The sequence below is a fragment of the Microbispora amethystogenes genome, from assembly GCF_016863015.1.
Taxonomy (GTDB): domain Bacteria; phylum Actinomycetota; class Actinomycetes; order Streptosporangiales; family Streptosporangiaceae; genus Microbispora; species Microbispora amethystogenes.
This window is the reverse complement of sequence record NZ_BOOB01000003.1, coordinates 375,287-392,311: the sequence shown is the minus strand read 5'-3', so window position 1 is coordinate 392,311 and position 17,025 is coordinate 375,287. Positions and strand designations below refer to the sequence as shown.

At 70.4% G+C, this 17,025-nt stretch carries 14 protein-coding genes and 1 tRNA gene; 4 read left to right on the top strand and 11 right to left on the bottom strand.

Going from position 1 to position 17,025, the window contains the following annotated elements:
• Positions 1-487 precede the first annotated feature (487 nt).
• From Mam01_RS02940 to Mam01_RS02930, 3 genes are all read right to left on the bottom strand, one after another.
• Positions 488-4,162 (bottom strand): YobI family P-loop NTPase, encoded by a 3,675-nt coding sequence (locus Mam01_RS02940; RefSeq protein WP_204283903.1) that lies wholly within the window; start codon positions 4,160-4,162, stop codon positions 488-490.
• Between the two features lie 368 nt (positions 4,163-4,530).
• A complete protein-coding gene (locus Mam01_RS02935; RefSeq protein WP_239100981.1) occupies positions 4,531-5,025 on the bottom strand; it encodes a DUF2637 domain-containing protein in 495 nt (164 codons plus the stop codon).
• 574 nt (positions 5,026-5,599) lie between these two features.
• A tRNA-Pro gene (locus tag Mam01_RS02930) sits at positions 5,600-5,673 on the bottom strand.
• A gap of 91 nt (positions 5,674-5,764) precedes the next feature.
• Here Mam01_RS02930 and Mam01_RS02925 point away from each other — a divergent pair.
• On the top strand, positions 5,765-6,211 hold the full coding sequence (locus Mam01_RS02925) for a hypothetical protein (protein WP_204283902.1): 447 nt from the start codon (positions 5,765-5,767) through the stop codon (positions 6,209-6,211).
• Positions 6,212-6,304: 93 nt separating this feature from the next.
• Here Mam01_RS02925 and Mam01_RS02920 read toward each other — a convergent pair whose 3' ends face one another.
• The gene (locus Mam01_RS02920; RefSeq protein WP_150933273.1) at positions 6,305-6,643 is read right to left on the bottom strand and encodes a DUF6458 family protein; all 339 of its coding nucleotides are present in this window, start codon (positions 6,641-6,643) and stop codon (positions 6,305-6,307) included.
• A gap of 118 nt (positions 6,644-6,761) precedes the next feature.
• Here Mam01_RS02920 and Mam01_RS02915 point away from each other — a divergent pair, with 118 nt between their 5' ends.
• Genes Mam01_RS02915 through Mam01_RS02905 form a run of 3 tightly spaced genes read left to right on the top strand, consistent with a single transcriptional unit; the run spans position 6,762 to position 8,702 of the window.
• Positions 6,762-7,481 carry a hypothetical protein gene (locus Mam01_RS02915; protein ID WP_204283901.1) on the top strand — a complete coding sequence of 240 codons (720 nt, stop codon included), beginning with the start codon at positions 6,762-6,764 and terminating at the stop codon, positions 7,479-7,481.
• A gap of 2 nt (positions 7,482-7,483) precedes the next feature.
• Positions 7,484-8,506, top strand: a complete 1,023-nt coding sequence (locus Mam01_RS02910; RefSeq protein ID WP_204283900.1) for a hypothetical protein — start codon at positions 7,484-7,486, stop codon at positions 8,504-8,506.
• A 7-nt stretch (positions 8,507-8,513) separates the two neighbouring features.
• Positions 8,514-8,702, top strand: a complete 189-nt coding sequence (locus Mam01_RS02905; RefSeq protein ID WP_150933272.1) for a hypothetical protein — start codon at positions 8,514-8,516, stop codon at positions 8,700-8,702.
• 89 nt (positions 8,703-8,791) lie between these two features.
• Here Mam01_RS02905 and Mam01_RS02900 read toward each other — a convergent pair whose 3' ends face one another.
• From Mam01_RS02900 to Mam01_RS02875, 7 genes are all read right to left on the bottom strand, one after another.
• Positions 8,792-10,051 (bottom strand): MFS transporter, encoded by a 1,260-nt coding sequence (locus Mam01_RS02900; protein ID WP_204283899.1) that lies wholly within the window; start codon positions 10,049-10,051, stop codon positions 8,792-8,794.
• The gene (locus Mam01_RS02895) at positions 10,048-11,412 is read right to left on the bottom strand and encodes a glycosyltransferase (protein WP_204283898.1); all 1,365 of its coding nucleotides are present in this window, start codon (positions 11,410-11,412) and stop codon (positions 10,048-10,050) included. The genes Mam01_RS02900 and Mam01_RS02895 overlap by 4 nt, the downstream gene beginning before the upstream one ends.
• Complete coding sequence (locus Mam01_RS02890; protein ID WP_204283897.1) at positions 11,409-13,661, bottom strand: prolyl oligopeptidase family serine peptidase; 2,253 nt, start codon at positions 13,659-13,661, stop codon at positions 11,409-11,411. The genes Mam01_RS02895 and Mam01_RS02890 overlap by 4 nt, the downstream gene beginning before the upstream one ends.
• The gene (locus Mam01_RS02885; RefSeq protein ID WP_204283896.1) at positions 13,658-14,851 is read right to left on the bottom strand and encodes a radical SAM protein; all 1,194 of its coding nucleotides are present in this window, start codon (positions 14,849-14,851) and stop codon (positions 13,658-13,660) included. Before Mam01_RS02885 ends, Mam01_RS02890 begins: the two co-directional genes overlap by 4 nt.
• A 144-nt stretch (positions 14,852-14,995) precedes the next feature.
• Positions 14,996-15,127, bottom strand: coding sequence for a hypothetical protein (locus tag Mam01_RS37205; RefSeq protein WP_275408888.1), 132 nt, complete (start codon positions 15,125-15,127; stop codon positions 14,996-14,998).
• Positions 15,128-15,271: 144 nt separating this feature from the next.
• Complete coding sequence (locus Mam01_RS02880) at positions 15,272-16,570, bottom strand: NAD(P)/FAD-dependent oxidoreductase (protein WP_204283895.1); 1,299 nt, start codon at positions 16,568-16,570, stop codon at positions 15,272-15,274.
• A 15-nt stretch (positions 16,571-16,585) separates the two neighbouring features.
• Complete coding sequence (locus Mam01_RS02875; RefSeq protein ID WP_225311330.1) at positions 16,586-17,002, bottom strand: ATP-binding protein; 417 nt, start codon at positions 17,000-17,002, stop codon at positions 16,586-16,588.
• Positions 17,003-17,025: the final 23 nt, after the last annotated feature.

Here is a 17,025-nt window from a genome sequence, read left to right as displayed (position 1 = left end):
GCGGCGCGGAGGCGACCACTGATACTGACGGAGACCGAGCACCGTTCGCGGACCATCCCCGCGCGGGGATGCTCCTCGACCACGAAGGCATGACGGCATGGGTGATGTGTCGGCCCCGCGCCCGCGGGGACGCTCCCGAATGCACGCGCGGGAGGACGAGCCATCCCAGGTCGGCCCCGCGCCCGCGGGGATGCTCCTGTCGACGACACGCGAAAACGGGCTCTGGGACTAATTCTGTGATCTTCCAATGCTCAACTTTGGTGTGTTGCTGATCATGCCTTTGATGTGTTGCTGATCATGCTGGGTGACGATCTCGGAGCTTCTCACGGTTCTCTTCCCCCACCTGGCCGACTTGCAGATCGATCAGGTGTACCCGTCGGGGACGTTGATCCGGATCGGTAGCACGATTGCGGATGGTTCATCCTGCATGACCGATGGTTTCTAATGATCACTTGGCTTGAGCGCGTTGCGAGCCATTGGCGGGGTGTCAACGACGCATGTTGACCCGGATGCCATTGAGCACCGCTGGGCCGAACGAGCTGACCCGGCCGCGGCGCTTTAGTTCATTGAGCAGCTCTTCGGTCCCGTCCCGTTCCTTCAGCTTCGGACGGTGGCCGCCGACCTTGGTGAGCGGTTCGTACTCATCGCCGAGCGCCAAAAGAATCTGGTCCAATACCGGTAGCTCGATGTCAGGGAGGTGGGGTTCCAGCAGACTCAGGATGTGCTCGGCGGGCGCTCCGGCTTCGCTGAGCTTGACCAGCAGATCCACCGAGACCGTGTTGCCCTTGGCCGCCCACTCGCAGATCGCGATGGCACCCTGCCGGGACAACCGGCCGTGTACATACTCCGCGTCATCGGCGATTGCCCGCTTGACGGCCGGTGCCACACGCCGACTCCGCATGAGCGTGGGCAGGTCGTCGCTCGATAGCGGTAGTTCACACACGTAGGACGCCAGCCCTTTGGACGCCGCGAAGTACTCCTCGCGGACCGCGAACGGACTACCGCCCACACGCGCATATGTCGCGGCGCCATCGGGCACCAGTTCGGCGGCCAGCAGCGCCGGGAGCAGCTTGAGCCCGGCGCCGGTCAGGCGTTCGGGATCCAAACCGCCGGAGAGCTGGAGCTGCTTCACCAAGCGGACCCTCGCTGCCGAGTCCAGATTCTCGGCATGTGCCAGCGCATACCCGAGGTGGTACCTGGACTCCTCATTCACCTTCTCGACCTCGGTGAGGTCGAGGCTGTTCAGATTCTTCACCAGCTCCTCGCGGACGCCGAACTTTGCTACGAACTGGCTCACGTTCCAGGCGGTCGGCGCGAACCGGCTGGCCGACACCACTGCGGTCCATGCCGTTTCGTCGAGTTCATCCAGGTCGGCTACCTCGCACGTCTGCGACGCGCCCTTCGCAACCGGCAGCACCGCCGATTCGGCGGCACCGGCGACGTCATTCAGCACCGCGACGAACTCCTCCGAGGCACCGACGGTCACTTCGCCCTCCTGGCGGGCATGGAGGTAGCTGTCCAGGTTGTTGAGGATGTGCTCATAGACGGTCGCGTTGGTCGCCTTCACCACGTCGAGGGCCAGCGGGGTGCCTTCACCGAGTGCCGCGGACAGGTTCGCCCTCGTGACCGGGTAAAGGCTAGCCGTGACCACCGCCGTGCGCTGTGCGTCCCCCAGCACCGCGAGGTCGCCGACCTGGGTGCCGAGACGACGAACCAGGACCGCCAGGTCAGCCGCCTTTGATGTCTCCACGGTGCCGACAAATGCCTGCATCTGGGCGTAATGCTCCGAGAGGAACTCTGCCACCCGGTCCGAGGAGTCGTAGTCGACGTCTCGATCAGTGCTTCGGACAGCGGCATCGACGAGCGTGACGGCCGCCGGGAGGTCGAGCGGGGCTTTCTCGATCAGATGGACGAACATGCCCTTCCAGCGAGGAGCCAGTCGGCTTACGAAGAGTGCCCTGGACTCGCCGTCCATGAGGTACGTATCGATGAAAGAGGAGTCGGTCCCGGCGCGTATGACAAGCTTGTCGAGAGCCTTGTCAAGCCGCTCGGGGCGCGTGGGCAGGTAGTGGTCGAAGACCTCGAGGTTGAAGACGCTCTCGCCGTCGAGGAAGCGAGCGCCCATTTCGTTCTCAACCGCGTCGATAGAGGCAGCCTCGTCGAACCGGAAGCGGTGGTCTGCGCGGTCGGCCTGGACGCAATGGAGGATGAAATTCATTGCGCTGACGCTGATAGCGATGCCGTGGTAATCCGAGCAGTACAGAGTGAAGTTTTCGTCGATGTAGCCCTCGGCAAGGAGGTCGTGGGCCACAGGCGACACGAGATCGGCAACGATGGCATCCAGGTTGCGCTCCAGGCCGCCGTTGGTGGGCATGACCAGGTCCGTCCTGGCCATGAGCTGCGCCATCGTGGCTTTCGCAACGAAGTCCTTGGTCTCCCGCGCGGCCCGGGAGACACGCTGGAGACGTGCGACATCGGCTTCGACGGCATCATCCAGCGCAGCGGCTGCATCCCCGACCAGCGCGATCACGTCATCGAACGACAGGGTGACGCCACCATATCCGGGTTGGATAAGGTGCACCTCTTTGCGGGTCTTGTGCAGCGACCTCCAAAAGTCGCCGGATGTAAGGGCCCCGAGCGCGTAGTTCTCCGACTGGTACTGAAGGACCGGATGGTCACCGCGCCGTGAGGCCCGGTGAACAATCGGCAGCACCTTCTGGAGCCGTTCGCCGGCGGCCTTCGCGTGCTTGTCCCACAGGGCGTTCGACGCGATCCGGTCTAGTGCCTCCTTGCTGACCGCTGCCTGGTGCCCCGCCTGATACGTGACCATGTCGCGGAAAGCCCGGTGGGCCTCGTCGATCTTGCTCGTGCCCAGCCGGATGGCCTCGAAGTCCTCCAGATGCAGGTTCTTGTAAACCATCATCGCGAACAGTCGGTCCGCGGTGAGGCCCTTGAGGCCCCTCTCTCCCAGGACCGAGGCGCGGTAGATCTCGAACTCATTCCGGATGTTGCGGATCAGGCGCATGTCGGTCAGGCGCCCGCCAACCAGATTCACCAGCGCAGTCGAAGGCCGCTCATCCGATTCGGCGAACTCCGCCACCAACAGATCCCGCGCCGACCGGTGCGTGATGAACGGAACCATCGGGACAACCAGGTCGAAGAACTTTGTCCTGTTCGCCGACGGGGCGGACTCCAGAGCGGACGCACGAAGCGCTGCCGCATCGGCATCCGCATCGCCGTCCGGGGCGGCACCGACTGTGAGTTGCTCGAAGATGCTGTCGCGAACCGCATACACGAACCGAACCGGCCGTGACTTGATTTGCTCGGAGTTGTTTAAGACGGTGTTCAGTTCGCGTAGCGTCTCAAAGATGTGAGGGTCCCTGAACCGGTCCAGGTCCTCAAAGATCGCGACCTGGGTCTTCGTCTTCTGGAAGAAGTAGACGATCTCGTCGAGGTACTCATCAAAGTACGAGTTCTCCTTCGCGCTTAGCTTGACGGCCGCTCCGCCCGCGGAGACGCTCTCCACCCGCACCCGGCTCTGCAGGGCCCGCGAACCCAGGAACCAGATCACGCCCAGGAACACGCCGAGCCCAACGACGATGGCCCACGACACCCAGTCATGACTGGCGACCACGGCCTGGGGCCCCATCTTCTCCACGCGATTCACCAGCCCCAGCAGGACCGCGATCACGAAGAACCCCACCGCGACCACTGCGCCCCAGATCGCAGCCGGCCAAGGCCTGAACGAGTCGATACGGAAGTACCTCGACCCCGGCATGTCCGCAGGGGCCTTCCGGTAGAGCAGCTGCTTGACGATCTCCTTTTGAATAAGGTTCGTCAGCGGCGCGAGCGTCCCGTCATCCTGGATGCGCGCCCGCTTCATGTCGTCGATGCCCAGGCTCGACAGCGACAGATTGACCCAGCCGATCTTCCGCTTCTCCAGACCCTCCTGGACGCCGCGGATGACACTGCTCTTGCCGCTGCCGTAGTGCCCCGCGAGCGCGATGTTCGTCGCGGCGTTCGCGGACCTGTCGGTGAGAACCTTGAGGAGGACCGCTGCGTGCCGCCCATGCAGGTTCTTTTCGTACGTGGGTCCAAGACTCCGTAGGACCGGCACGTCGGGCTGTGATGCGAACTGCCGAGCCGGGCGCACTCGTGACATGGACAGAATCTTATGAAGCGGTCCGATTGTTCGTGGGCACGCTACTGGCCAGCCTGCCAATCGGGCATGGCCCGTCGGGCACTGTACTCGTCGTTGATATCGCCCCCCATCGCCTGCACGAGGCCTGGCAGGTTGCCGACGCACTGGTGCCGGTCATTGGACCCTGCCCGTCATGGTCACCGACGACTTCGGCGACACGCTGAGGATCCGGCCCGATCCTGAGCCGGGGCCGTCGCAATCGGAGCTGCCGCAGCAGCCAGCCGCCCGCGCGCATCGACGATCGCCGACCCGGGCGGTCGAAGCACCGAATTATCAACCCAGCGTTAGCCGAGTTCGCCGGCCAGCCCGGCCTTCTTGACCAGGCGGCCTCAGCGGGGGCTGCGGGCAAAGGCCCTGGCGATGGCGACGCCTGTGGGCAGATCTCCGTCTTCCGCACGGGTCTGCTGCGCCCATCGCCAGGCCTCTCGCTGCAGCGTCCGGGCGTTCCTGTTTTGCTCAGCGGAAAGATCGGTGTCTTTCTCCCCATCGTCTTGCTGCTCTTCGAGGTCAGCGTCCACAGCGGTGACAGGATCAGCATCGAGAGCAGGAAGATCCCCAGCTTCTAGCTGTTCTCCCGCGCAGCGGCGGATCTGGGACATCAGGAGTTCGTAGCTGCCGATCAAGGCCAGTGAAGGCCAAGCGGCGATGATGCGGCCAATCAGGCTGGGCTCGGCGATGGCGACATTGGCGCCCAGGCTGGCGAGGCTGCCGACCACGAGGAGGCTCCAAACCAAGACACCTCCGCGGGAGCCGTACCGGTTGGCCAGAAGAATGGACATCGAGGCGACGACGATCAGGCCGTCGACGGCGATCGGGATGAGCACCGCGGCCAGGTGGTCCTCACCATGGCGCAGACAGAGTCGTGCATGTGCCTGAACGACACGACGGCCGCGATCAGCGCCAGTAGCGCGACACCAACGATCGTCGTACGTTGGATGCGGCGAACAGCGTGAGTGCTCGGCTCCTCCACCGCTCAGCCCTCCCGACCAAGGAGAACGAGTGTGGTGGACGCCGCGAAAGGCATGACCGTCCTTGCAGACACGGGGACGGCGCCCCGCCGTACAGGCATCCAAGGCGGACGTCGGATGTGACAACCTCAGTCACAGGGCTGATGAGACATACGCTGCTGCATGACCTGAGGGCCGAGAGATCGCTGTCTCTATGATCAAGCTTTTCGACCTGCCGCCCATTTATACGAGAGCATCGTCTCCCTGGCCGTGGACACCCGGGCTGCCGGGGAGGCGGCGGCTGCGCCTGGAGCCTCTGATTCGGTGGGGATTCAGGGCCGGTAGACACCCAGTTCCGTGTCATCGATGACAGTCACTCAGTTAGTCACTCAGCAACAGAAAAGGGCCCGTCTCACTGAAGAGATCTAGGCCCTGACCTGCTAAAACTATGTCGGGACGGCGGGATTCGAACCCACGACCCCTTGACCCCCAGTCAAGTGCGCTACCAAGCTGCGCTACGTCCCGTTGCCCTGGTCTCCCCGAGCACATGCAAACCTTAGCGCAGTTTCCGGCTGTGTGCGTACATGACCGGCCGGGGCGGCCTAGGCTTGTGATCATGGGGAGGAAGACGCGCATCGACCAGGAGGAGCTCGCACGGCTGGCCGCTGAGGGATGGACGAACGCACGCCTCGCCGACCACTTCGGCGTGACGGAGTCCGGCATCCTGCAGGCGAAGCGGGCAGCGGGGCTGTCGAAGCGCATGACAGACCACAGACGCGCCCTGCCGTGGACGCTCAGGCGTGCGCACAGCCAGAGCGGCCCGGCCACCAACCTGCGGAATCTTTCCGCCGTGGCCCAGGGCCGCCGCATTCCTGCGGACAAGCTCAACACCGCCGTACGGTGGGCCACCCGGCTGGTCGACAACGGACTCGACATCGCCTACGACCCCGAGCGGGGTTTTCACGAGGTGCCCGCCGGAGCCGACTCCCACATCGCCCGGGTCCTCGGCGAAGCCCGCCGAGCCACCGAGCAGGCCCAGGAAGCGACGGGCCAGGCCCGCTGAGCGACCCGCCTGGCCCGGGAGGCGCAGGCCAGGCCGCGGACAAGGGACCGGTGACATTCACCTGTCCATGGACGCGTCCCGGCTCGCCCAGGCTCAGACGCCGTCACGCGGAAGGGGCGTGGTCTCCTCGCGCACGTGCACGCGGCGCTCCCCCGGGTGGACGGTGCTGTGCGTCTCGGTCTCGCGCACGTGGGTGTGCGGCTCGGCCGCCGGATCCACGGTGTACATCGTGTCCGGCTCGATGGTCTCCACCGTCTCCTCCGCCACCCGCGGCCGGCGGGTGTAGCGACTGGTGAGCACCATGCCGGCGATGCCCACGAGCATGAGAATCCACCCGATCATCTGCAGGTCGATTCCAGGAACGTCCCATTTGACGGCGAACGCGAGAACCGCGCCGACCGCGATGAAGGCGAGACTGGCCCCGAAGCCCATGGCAACCTCCTCTGCTGGTCAACGGCCCTTTACCCGCAGAATCCGCGATTACGCAATGCGTGAAGCGCGTATTCCCGGGCAGTGCGGATGAACAACGCACTCACCCCTGGAGGCAGATATGACCGCCGTAGCATGGGTGGCCGTCGCGATCGTCGCCGTGCTGGTGATCCTGGCAGTCGGCTACCTGGTGTCCGCGCGCAACCGCCGGCGCCACCTGCAGGACCGGTTCGGCCCCGAGTACGACCGGGCCGTACGGGAGAGCGACAGCCGCAAGGAGGCCGAGCAGGAGCTGCGCGCCCGCGAGGAGCGCCACGCCGAGCTGGACATCCGCCCGCTCGACCCGCACACCCGGGACGAGTACTCGCGGAAGTGGACCGACGTGCAGGAGCACTTCGTCGACGCTCCCGGGTTCGCCGTCACCGAGGCGGACGCCCTGGTCACCGCGGTCATGGCGGCGCGCGGCTACCCGACGGACGACTTCGAGCAGCGGCTGAGCGACCTGTCGGTGGCCCACGCGACCACTCTGGACCACTACCGCAACGCCCACGAGATCAGCAGCCGGGCCGCCCGCCAGGACGCCACCACCGAAGAGCTCCGTCAGGCGATGGTCCACTACCGGGCGCTGTTCCAGGAGCTTCTCGGCGACGGCGCCGACGCTCCCGTGAACGGCCACGTGAACAGCCACACGAACGGACACGTGAACAGCCACGCCAACGGCCATGTGGACGCCGACGGCGCCGCGCGGAACGGCACCGCCTACACGACCGACGACTACGACGACTACGACGGCGTCCCGGTGAACGGCCGCCGGGCCGACGTGCGGAATGCGGGGCGATGACCATGCGGACGAACCGATACGACCAGCGCGACGAGGTCGCCGAGCAGCCGACTCCCGAGACCCCCGAACCCCTGGAGGAGGAGGCTCGCCGCGAGCGGGCGCTCGACGACGCCAGGCGGGACGAGCACGAGGGTCCCGGCCCGGTCTACGCACCCAGCGACGCGTACGTCGCCGGCTACCGGGACGGCGCGGTCCAGGACACGGACACCACCCCGGACACCGCCACGGGCACCACCACCGACGACACCGCGTACGGCGACGGCGCCGTGCGGGGCACCGGCGACGACCCTGACCACGCGGACTATGCGGACAGGGACGAAGCGGACCGCGCCGACGACCGGTTCCGGAACGCGCACGGCCAGGCGGGCGACGACGTCCTCACGTCGTCCGAAGAGTCGCCGCATGGCTCGGTTCATGACTCGCGCCGCGACTCCCGCCGGGACGGTGTCGAGGGCGACGTCCTCGTCGCGGGCGACCGGACCGGCGACGCCGAGACTGGCGCCTCGGCCGGGTACGAGCCCGCCGGCTACTCCACCGCCGACGGCGACGCGGCCGGCAGCTACGAAGACCGGCGGAGCCACGATGTGCACCACGGCGTCGGCGACGACGTGACCACCCCCGGCGCGGACCAGGACGCCCTGACGTCCGCGGACACCGCCGCCGACGGGCCGGTGGCCTATCCCGCCACCCAGGACACCGCGTACGCCACCACCCCGGACACCGCCGGAACCCTCGACGGGCCGGTGGCCTACCCGGCCGCGACCACGAACGCCCCGGGCACGGGGGCCGTTCTGGACGACGCGCTGGAAGGCCGGTGGCGTGAGATCAAGTCGGGGTTCGTCGACGATCCTCGTCAGTCGGTCGAGCAGGCGGACGCGCTGGTGGAGGAGGCCCTGTCGGCCTTCACCTCCCGCCGTGAGGCACTGCTCGGCCAGTGGAAGGACAACGAGCGGGGCGACACCGAGGCGCTGCGCCTGGCCCTGCACGAGTACCGCACGTTACTTGCCCAGTTGACCCGGAAGTGAGGTAACAATGCTCGCCATCGCCGCGGCGATCGTCTTCGGGATCGCCTTCCTCCTCGACCTCCTCAACGCGAGTATCGGCATCGGCATGACCGCGCTGATCGCCCTCGGCCTGTGCCTGCTCGCCCTGCACCAGGCCGGCGTCGGCACCGCGGGCGTCAACCGCGGCAGCTGGCGCGGGGGACGCGTCCGTCGCTGACCCGGTCATTCCCCTCTGGAGAACTCGTCGGGCCTCGCGGGAGACACTCCCGCGAGGCCCGACGAGTTCCCGGTCCCGCCCCAGCCTGCCTATGTCGCCTCAGCGGGCATCGCCTCGACCGGCACGGCCGCCTCCGGGGCGCCTTCGAGCCCGCGCAGCGTGGCACTCGTCGCGGCCAGGACGCAGCACACGGCGAGCGAGCCGCCGATCGCGAGCAGCGCGCCGACGCCGCCGGCACGGTCGGCCAGGACACCGCCCAGCAACGGCCCGAGCGGGGCCAGACCCATGGTCGCCACCTGGAGCAGCGAGACCAGCCGGCCCATCATCGCGTCCGGCACGAGCGTCGCCACGAGCACGCGCAGAACCACGTTGAGCGCCGGAGCCGCGATCATCGCCAGGATGAGCGGGGCCGCGGGCCAGTAGGCGCCGAACGGGAGGGTGGTCGCGCATATCGCGAGCGCGAACACGCCGACCACCACCAGCATCAGCTTGCCGGGCGGCAGCAGGGCGCCGATCTTCGCCGACAGGGCGGCTCCGAGCAGACCGCCCAGCCCCAGGCCCGCGAGAACCATCCCGGTCACCGCGCCATCGCCGCCGCGGGAGCCGACCAGCACGACCACCGGCAGCAGCAGCGCGTTGGCGGCGAGGTTGGCGACCAGGGAGAAACCCAGCGCCGCCCGCAGCGGGGGCCGATGCCACAGCCAGCGGGCCGCCTCCGCGATGTCCGCCCGCATCCGGGTCCTGCCGGAGCCCTCGACATTCGCGGGCCGTCGCGGGACCCTGGCCAGCAGCACGCACACCAGCGAGACGACGTAGGTGACCGCGTCCACGGCGAACGGGACGACCCGGCCCAGGCCGAACAGGAACCCGCCGAGCGGCGGTCCCGCGAGGACCGTCGCGTGGCCGCGCGCCTCGTCCTGCGCGTACGCCGACATGAGCTGGCTCGCGGGGACGACCGCGCGGATGGCCGCGTCGCGGGCGGGCCGGAAGAACGCGTCCGCGGCCCCGTTGGTCACGGCCACGGCGATCACGTGCCCCATCGTCACCCGGTCGGCGAGGACCGCCGCCACGAGGGTGGCCATGGCCACCGCCCGCACCCCCTCGGCGCACAGCAGGATCCGGCGCCTGTCCCACCGGTCCACCCACACCCCAGCGGGAAGCGAGACGAGGATCCCGGTGGCGATGCGGCAGGCGGCGGCGAGCCCGGCCAGCGCGGCGGAGCCGGTGACGGCCAGGATCAGCAGCGGCAGGGCGAGCCCGGTCAGCGAGGAGCCCAGCTCCGACGTCACCGAGCCCAGCCACAGGAACTGGAAGCGCGTGTTGCGCCGCAGGGGCGCGGGTTCGCTCATGGGTCACCTCTGTCTGGGCCGATGCCGTCGGAAGCGGCGGAGGCGTGAGCCCACCCGCCGCCCTCGACCGTTACGTGTGCGGGTGACGCGGCACCGGCGAGGGCCGCACCGGAAGGCGCGGCACCGATGTCAGTTCGCAGCGGCCCGTCCGGCACCGTGGCCGTGACGGCCTCGGCCGGTCGGCCGTCGTGCGCGGACGCCCTCGCCGAACAGGCGGCGGCGACCACCGCGTCGGCGGCAGCGGCGGCGCCGCCGGAGGCGTTCAGGCGCGCGCCGAGCTCCCGCACGCGCTCGCCCAGCCCGCCCGCGTACGCGGTGCCGAGCGCCGCGACGCCGTCGCCCGCCGGGCCCGGGCCCGGGGGAAACCCGACCGCCACCCCGGCCCGTACGCACGCCTCGGACAGCAGTGGCTGCTCCGAGCCGATCGGCGCGACGGCCAGGGGCCTTTCCCGCATGAGCGCGGCCAGGACGGGCGACGAGGTGCCGTTCGTCAGCACCACGTCGGACAGCTCGATCAGGGGTCCCATCCAGGGTTCGCGCACCACGACGACGTCCGCTCCCGGGGCGGGCCGCGGCTCGCCGGAGCGGCCCCGCTCGACCACGGCCTGGAACGGGCCGCCGGTGAACGTCGCGTTCAGCCGGGGCCACATGCTCTCTCCGCCGAACACCCGGCCCAGATGCACGTACACGACGGGTTTCCCGACCCGGCGCACCTGCCCGGTCAGCCGGTGCAGCGCGGCCGGGTCGGCGGCGGGCTCCCACGCGCACGGCCCCACGTGGCGCACCCCCTCGGGCAGCTCCGCCCCCGGATGCTCCAGCGCCGGGTCGCCGCGGAGCAGCAGGCCCGACCCGATCAGCGGAAGGTCCCGCCGCAGGTCCCGGCGGGGCGGCAACCCGGCCCGCTCCCGCGTGAGGCCGTAGAGGCGCAGCAGCTCCAGCAGCCGCAGCTCCCGCGTGACGGCGCCCCCGTGCCGCTCCCCTTCGCCGCCGCGGCCGTACGTCCACAGGTGCGCCGCGAAGCCCAGCACCACCACCGGCAGGTCGAGCGCCTCGGCGGCGAGGATCGCGCCATGACAGAGGATCGAGGTGACCAGCGCGTCGGCCCGGACCTCGCGGGCCGCGCGGGTCACGGCCCGGTACTGGACGGCGCCGGTCTCGCCCCACCAGGCGACCGAGAAGGCGCGGACTCCGCCGTACTCCTGCGCGTCCAGCGCGGCGAATCCCGCCTCACCCGCGACGCCGGCCGCGCCGGGCCGGACGAGGGGGAAGACGGCGTGCCCGCGCCGGCGGAGCTGCCGGCCGACCGCGAGGGCGGGGTAGAGGTAGCCGGCGTCGCTGAACGGGCAGAGGAGGACGTTCACGGCAGGCCCACCGGGTCGAGGCCGCAGTGCCGCGCGAGGAAGGCGACGACGTCGGCGAGCAGCGCGAGCTGCGTGGACGCGGCACCGGCGCCGTGGCCGACGCCCCGGTCCAGCCGGTGCAGCACGGGGCCCGGGCCGGCCGACGCGTGCTGCAGCAGGGCGCACATCTTGCGCGAGTGGCCCGGGTCCACCCGGGTGTCGCCGTCGGCGACGGCGAACAGCACCGGCGGGTACGGCAGGCCCTCGCGCACCCGGTGGTAGGGCGAGTAGGCCAGCAGCGCGCGGAACTCCCCGGGGTCGCGCACGCTGCCGTACTCCGCCCGCCAGCTCGGGCCCATGCCCAGCCGCTCGGAGGCGAGCATGTCCAGCAGCGGCGCGACGCAGACGACCGCGGCGTACTTGTCCGGATGCTGGGTGAGCGCCGCGGCGGCGAGCAGCCCCCCGTTGGACTCCCCCAGGACACCGAGGCGGTCGGGGGCGGTCCAGCCCCGGCCGATCAGCAGATCGGTGGCGGCGTCGAAGTCGTCGAAGACGGTCTGCTTGCGCGGGCCCATCCCGGCGCGGTGCCACTCCTCGCCTTCCTCTCCCCCGCCGCGCAGGCACGCGATCGCGTAGACCCCGCCGGCCCGGACCCAGGCCAGCGCCTGCGGCGTGTAGACGGGGGTCATGGAGGTGCCGAAGCCGCCGTAGCCGGTGAGGATCGCCGGGCGCCGGCGGTCCGGCACGCCGTACGGCGAGAGGACGAACATCCGCACCGCGGTGCCGTCCCGGGACGGGAAGGCGACCTGCGTGGTCGTCACCGAGCCCGGCTCCGGCGCCGGGGAAAGGGTGGCGGAAGAAGACGGGACCGACGCCGGGGAGACACCCGGCGGCCGAGACGGGCCGGGCGTCCGCGTCGGAGGTGCCGTGGCGGGGGCCGCCGGGCACGGCCAGGTCTCCAGCGTCCCCGTACGCGCGTCGTAGCGCAGCACCCTCGGCGGCGTGACGTGGTCGTGGTAGCCGAACCAGACCTCGTGTCCGCCCTCCGGCCGCGTGGCGAACCGGCCGATGGTGCCCCTGCCCGGCAGCGGCACCTCGGCCAGTTCCCGGCCGTCGGCGAGGTCGTGCAGGGTGATCTCGGACACGGCGTGGCGGGTCCAGGAGACCAGCGCGAGCGGACGCGGCAGCGCCGGGTCGCGCAGCGGCGCGAAGTCCTCCAGCACCGCGTCCGGCCGCTCAGGGACGAGTGTGCGCCACCGTTCCTCGACGGCGCCGGCGGTATCGGTGTCCGCGGCGGTGGTCACCACGATCCGTCCCCGGGGGGCGTCCAGATCCGTACGCAGCCAGATCGGGTCGCCGGGCGCCGTGCCGGGGGCGATGTGAAGCCTGCTGCGGGCGGGCGTGCCCGTCCGCACGGCGCGCAACCGGGGCCGGCCGGGAGCACCGGCCAGACCGTCCAAGCCGGTCACGTCTGCCGGGCCGGCCAGGTCGGCGAGCCACAGATCGGTCGCGGGACGGGTGCCGAGGGTGGACGAGACGCTCAGCCAGCGGCCGTCCGGTGTGACGGCGACGGTGTAGAAGCTCGTCTTCTCCCGGCCCTCACCGAAGACGAGGACGTCGTCGTCCGGGTCCGCGCCCACCCGGTGCAGGTAGACGCGCCGGTGGTAGCGCTCCTCCCCCGGATTGAGCCGGGGATCCAGGCGGCGCACGTAGTAGTAGGCCCGGCCGCCCGGCAGCCAGGCGACCGGGGTCCGCCGCACACGGTCGACGGGACCGTCCACGAGGACGCCGGTCGCGACGTCGACCACCCGGAGCACGCAGTCCTCCAGGCCGTCCGCGGACATCTGGAAGGCGAGCAGGTCACCTTCGACGGAGGGATGCCACGCCTCCAGCACCGTCCGCCCGCTCGGGTCGAGGGAGAGCGGGTCCACCAGGGGCCGTACGGCGCCGTGTCCGGCGACCAGCAGCACCGGGTGTTCCCCGCCGGGCTCCCGGTGCGTGAAGAAGACGCGGTCCCCGCGGGGCCGGGGCGCCGACGACTGCGGGAACGCGTACAGGCGGGCCAGCGCGATCCGCCACTTCTCCAGGTGCGGCCACGCGGCCCGCTCCGCGTCGAACAGCGCGTCCTGGGCCGCGGTCCACGCGCGGGTCCGCTCGTCGCCGGAGTCCTCCAGCCAGCGGTACGGGTCAACCACCGCGTGGCCGTGGAACACCTCGGACCGGTCCTCCCGGGGAGCGGCGGGATACTCCCGGGTGCGACCCTCGATCATGCCCGCAGCCGGCCGGTCGCGCTGAGGTGGTCGAGGTGCGCCGCGTCCACCCGGTCGCGGAAGCTCGCCGCCGCCCGCGTGTCGTCCGGCCGGCCGTACGTGTCCTCGCAGGTGGCCCACAGGTCCTCGGTCCGCTCGCGGGGCAGGTAGCCGTCGCGGGCCGTGCCCACCCGCCACCCGGGTCTGCCCGCGGTGGTCCAGCTGCTGTACAGCCCGCCATCGGGGTTGACGACCGCCCCGTACTTGCCGTCCCGGTAGGAGCACGCGTTGCAGGGCCGCCGGACGTGGGGACGGGGTACGGCGAAGCCGAGGTCGAGCGCGCGGCGCTGCCAGCGGATGAACCGGTCCGCCAGATCGTCGGAGTACGCCAGCGTCTCCTCGTAACCGACGCCGGCGTCGCCGACGCGGGCGAAGTGGATGGAGCACCGGGCCGGGTCCAGCCCGGCGGCCAGCCGCTCGACCAGCGCGTCGATTCCCGCCACGTTCCGGGCGGAGACGTTGACCCGCAGGTCGCATCTGACAGAGGTGGCCTCCGTCATGGCGGCCATGGCGCCCACGATGGCGTCGAACGTGCCGCCGCCCGTCCTGCGCACCCGGATCCGGTCGTGGTCGGGCCGGTCGCCGTCGAAGGTCACCTGTACGGACCGCAGCCCCAGGCCCGCGAGCTGCCGGGCCACCCGCGCGGTCAGCAGCGTTCCGTTGGAGACCATGACCGCGTCGCGCAGCCCGTAGCCGGCGGCGCGTTCGAGCAGCTCACGGCAGCCTCGCGGGTTCAGCAGCGGCTCTCCGCCGAAGATGGTGAGAACGAGGCCGTCCAGCCCCGACTCCGCCTGGCGCCGCCCGACGAAGTCGAGGATCTCGGCGATGACGCCGGAGGTCAGCCGGACCGAGGCGATGCGCGGCGGCCTGGTGCCGCCGTCGTCCTGCTCCACGTTCTGGAAGCAGTAGGCGCAGCCCAGGTTGCACGCGGTGGCCGTCAGCACGGTCAGGGAGTAGCTGCGACTGGGGCGTACGGTGAACAGCCCCTGCTCGCGGAGCCCGCGCTCGACGTCCGGGCGCAGCGTGCGCGCCGGGGTCAGATGCCCGTCCCCGAGCCGGGCGATGCCGCCCGGTCCCAGGAACCACCAGCCGCGCTCTCCCCGGATCAGCCGCGGGGACGCCTCGTCCTCGCGGTCGCTCCCTTCGATCACCGGATCCTCCAAGCGGGGACGACGAGGATGTCCGGCCCCTCCCGGAGGGTCGGGGCCGGCGGGACCCGCCCGGGCGATGTGGTGGGGCGCCCGGGGGGAGCGTCCGCAGGGTTCCGGCCGCGTCGGCCGGCCCTGCCGTACGGCCTAGTTGACGACGATGTGGACCAGGCATCCGGGGGCGTCCTCGGACTCCTCACCGGAGTGCGCGACGACCTCGGGGGCCTCCTCTCCCGTGATCTCCGGCTCGGTGCTCGGGTTGTCGTTCGCCTCGGGCATGGCTACTCCTCGCCTTCCAGGGGGCCGAAGCCGCTCACCAGGGATGACCCCAAGGTAGGGAAGGCCAGTTCGGCGCTGGTATGCCGACGCCATCGCCCCGCCACAGCACCGGCATGAACGCAGGATGCGCCGGATGCGGGCAGCTCAGGATCGGGCCGACAGGGTGAACTCCTTACGCGGCTCCTCGATGGCCCCCAGCGACACGATCTCCCTGGGGAAGAACAACCCGAGCGTCCAGTCCATGAGGATCCGGGTCTTCTTGTTGAAGGTCGGCATCCGCGTCAGGTGATAGGTGCGGTGCATGAACCACGCGGGGAACCCCCTGAGCTCCCGGCCGTAGATCTGCGCGACGCCCTTGTAGAGTCCCAGGCTCGCCACCGACCCCGCGTACTTGTGCCGGTACGGCCTCCGGGGCTGCCCGCGCAGCGTCGCCAGCACGTTGTCGGCCAGCGTCCTGGCCTGCCGTACGGCGTGCTGGGCGTTGGGCGGGCAGAACTCACCCGGCCGGGTGAGGTCGGGAACGGCGGCGCAGTCTCCGGCGGCGAAGGCGAAGTCGGTCCCGTGCATGCGCATCCCGGCGTCGACCCTGACCCGGCCCTTCTCGTCGACCGGCAGGTCCCCGGCGCGGACGAGCGGGTGCGGCTTGACGCCGGCGGTCCAGACGAGGGTGTCGGTGTCGAACTCGTCGCCGTCGCTGAGCACGATGTGGCGGCCCTCGGCCGACTTCAGCATCGTCCCCATGCGGACCTCGATGCCCCGCTCACGCAGCTGCTGGGCCGTCCACCGGCCCATGTCCGGCCCCACCTCGGGCAGGATGCGGTCGGTCGCCTCCACGAGCACCCAGCGCATGTCGGCGCGGCTGAGCCCGTCGAAGTACTTGCAGGCGTCGGCGGCCATGTCCTCCAGCTCCGCCAGTGCCTCCACCCCGGCGTATCCCCCGCCGACGAAGACGAAGGTCAGCGCCCTGCGCCGGACCTCGGGGTCGGGTGTGGAGGCGGCCACGTCGAGCCTGCCGAGCACGTGGTTGCGCAGCGCGATGGCCTCTTCGATGGTCTTGAACCCGATGCCGTTGTCGGCCAGGCCGGGCACCGGCAGGAGCCGCGAGATCGATCCGGGCGCCATGACCAGGTAGTCGTACGCGATGGTGAGGGCGGGCCCCTCGTGCGGCTCGAACTCCGCCTTGCGGTCGGCCAGCCGCACCTGGGTGATCCGTCCGCTGAGGATCTGGCACCGGTTCAGCACCCGCCGGAGCGGGACGACGACGTGCCGGGCCTCGATGTTGCCGGCCGCGGCCTCCGGCAGGAAGGGCTGGTAGGTCATGTAGGAGTCGAGGTCCGCGACGGTGACGAGCGCCTCGCCACGGCGGAGCTTGCGCTGCAGGCGCAGTGCGGTGTACATGCCGACGTATCCGCCGCCGACGATCAGAATCCGTGGGACAGCCATGGCCGTCCCTTACCCTCACTCCAGGAGGAAACGCATCACCACGGTGCTCCCGCCGGGTCCGGCGGTGACACGGAGATCGTCGCTCAGCAGGCGGGCCACCCAGAGGCCCATGCCGCTGGTGGCGTTCTCGGGCGGCGGGTCGTGGCCGGGCACGGCCGGCGGACGCCACTCGCGGCCGTCGTCGTGGACCGCCACCACCAGGGCCGGCCCCTCACGCCACAATCCCAGCCGGGCCTTCGTCGACCCGTGTGTGACCGCGTTCGTGGCGACCTCGTTGAGCGCCACGAGGAAATCGCCCAGCGCGTCTTCGGGCATACCGCGGCGCTGCGCCTCGGCGGCGGCGAACTCCCGCAGATCAGGAAGATCGGCTAAGGAGAAGGTACGCTCCCTCGCCGCTCCGGTGACGTGCGCGGGAACGCCGTCATCTTTCACGCGGTACACGCCTCCCGCCGCCA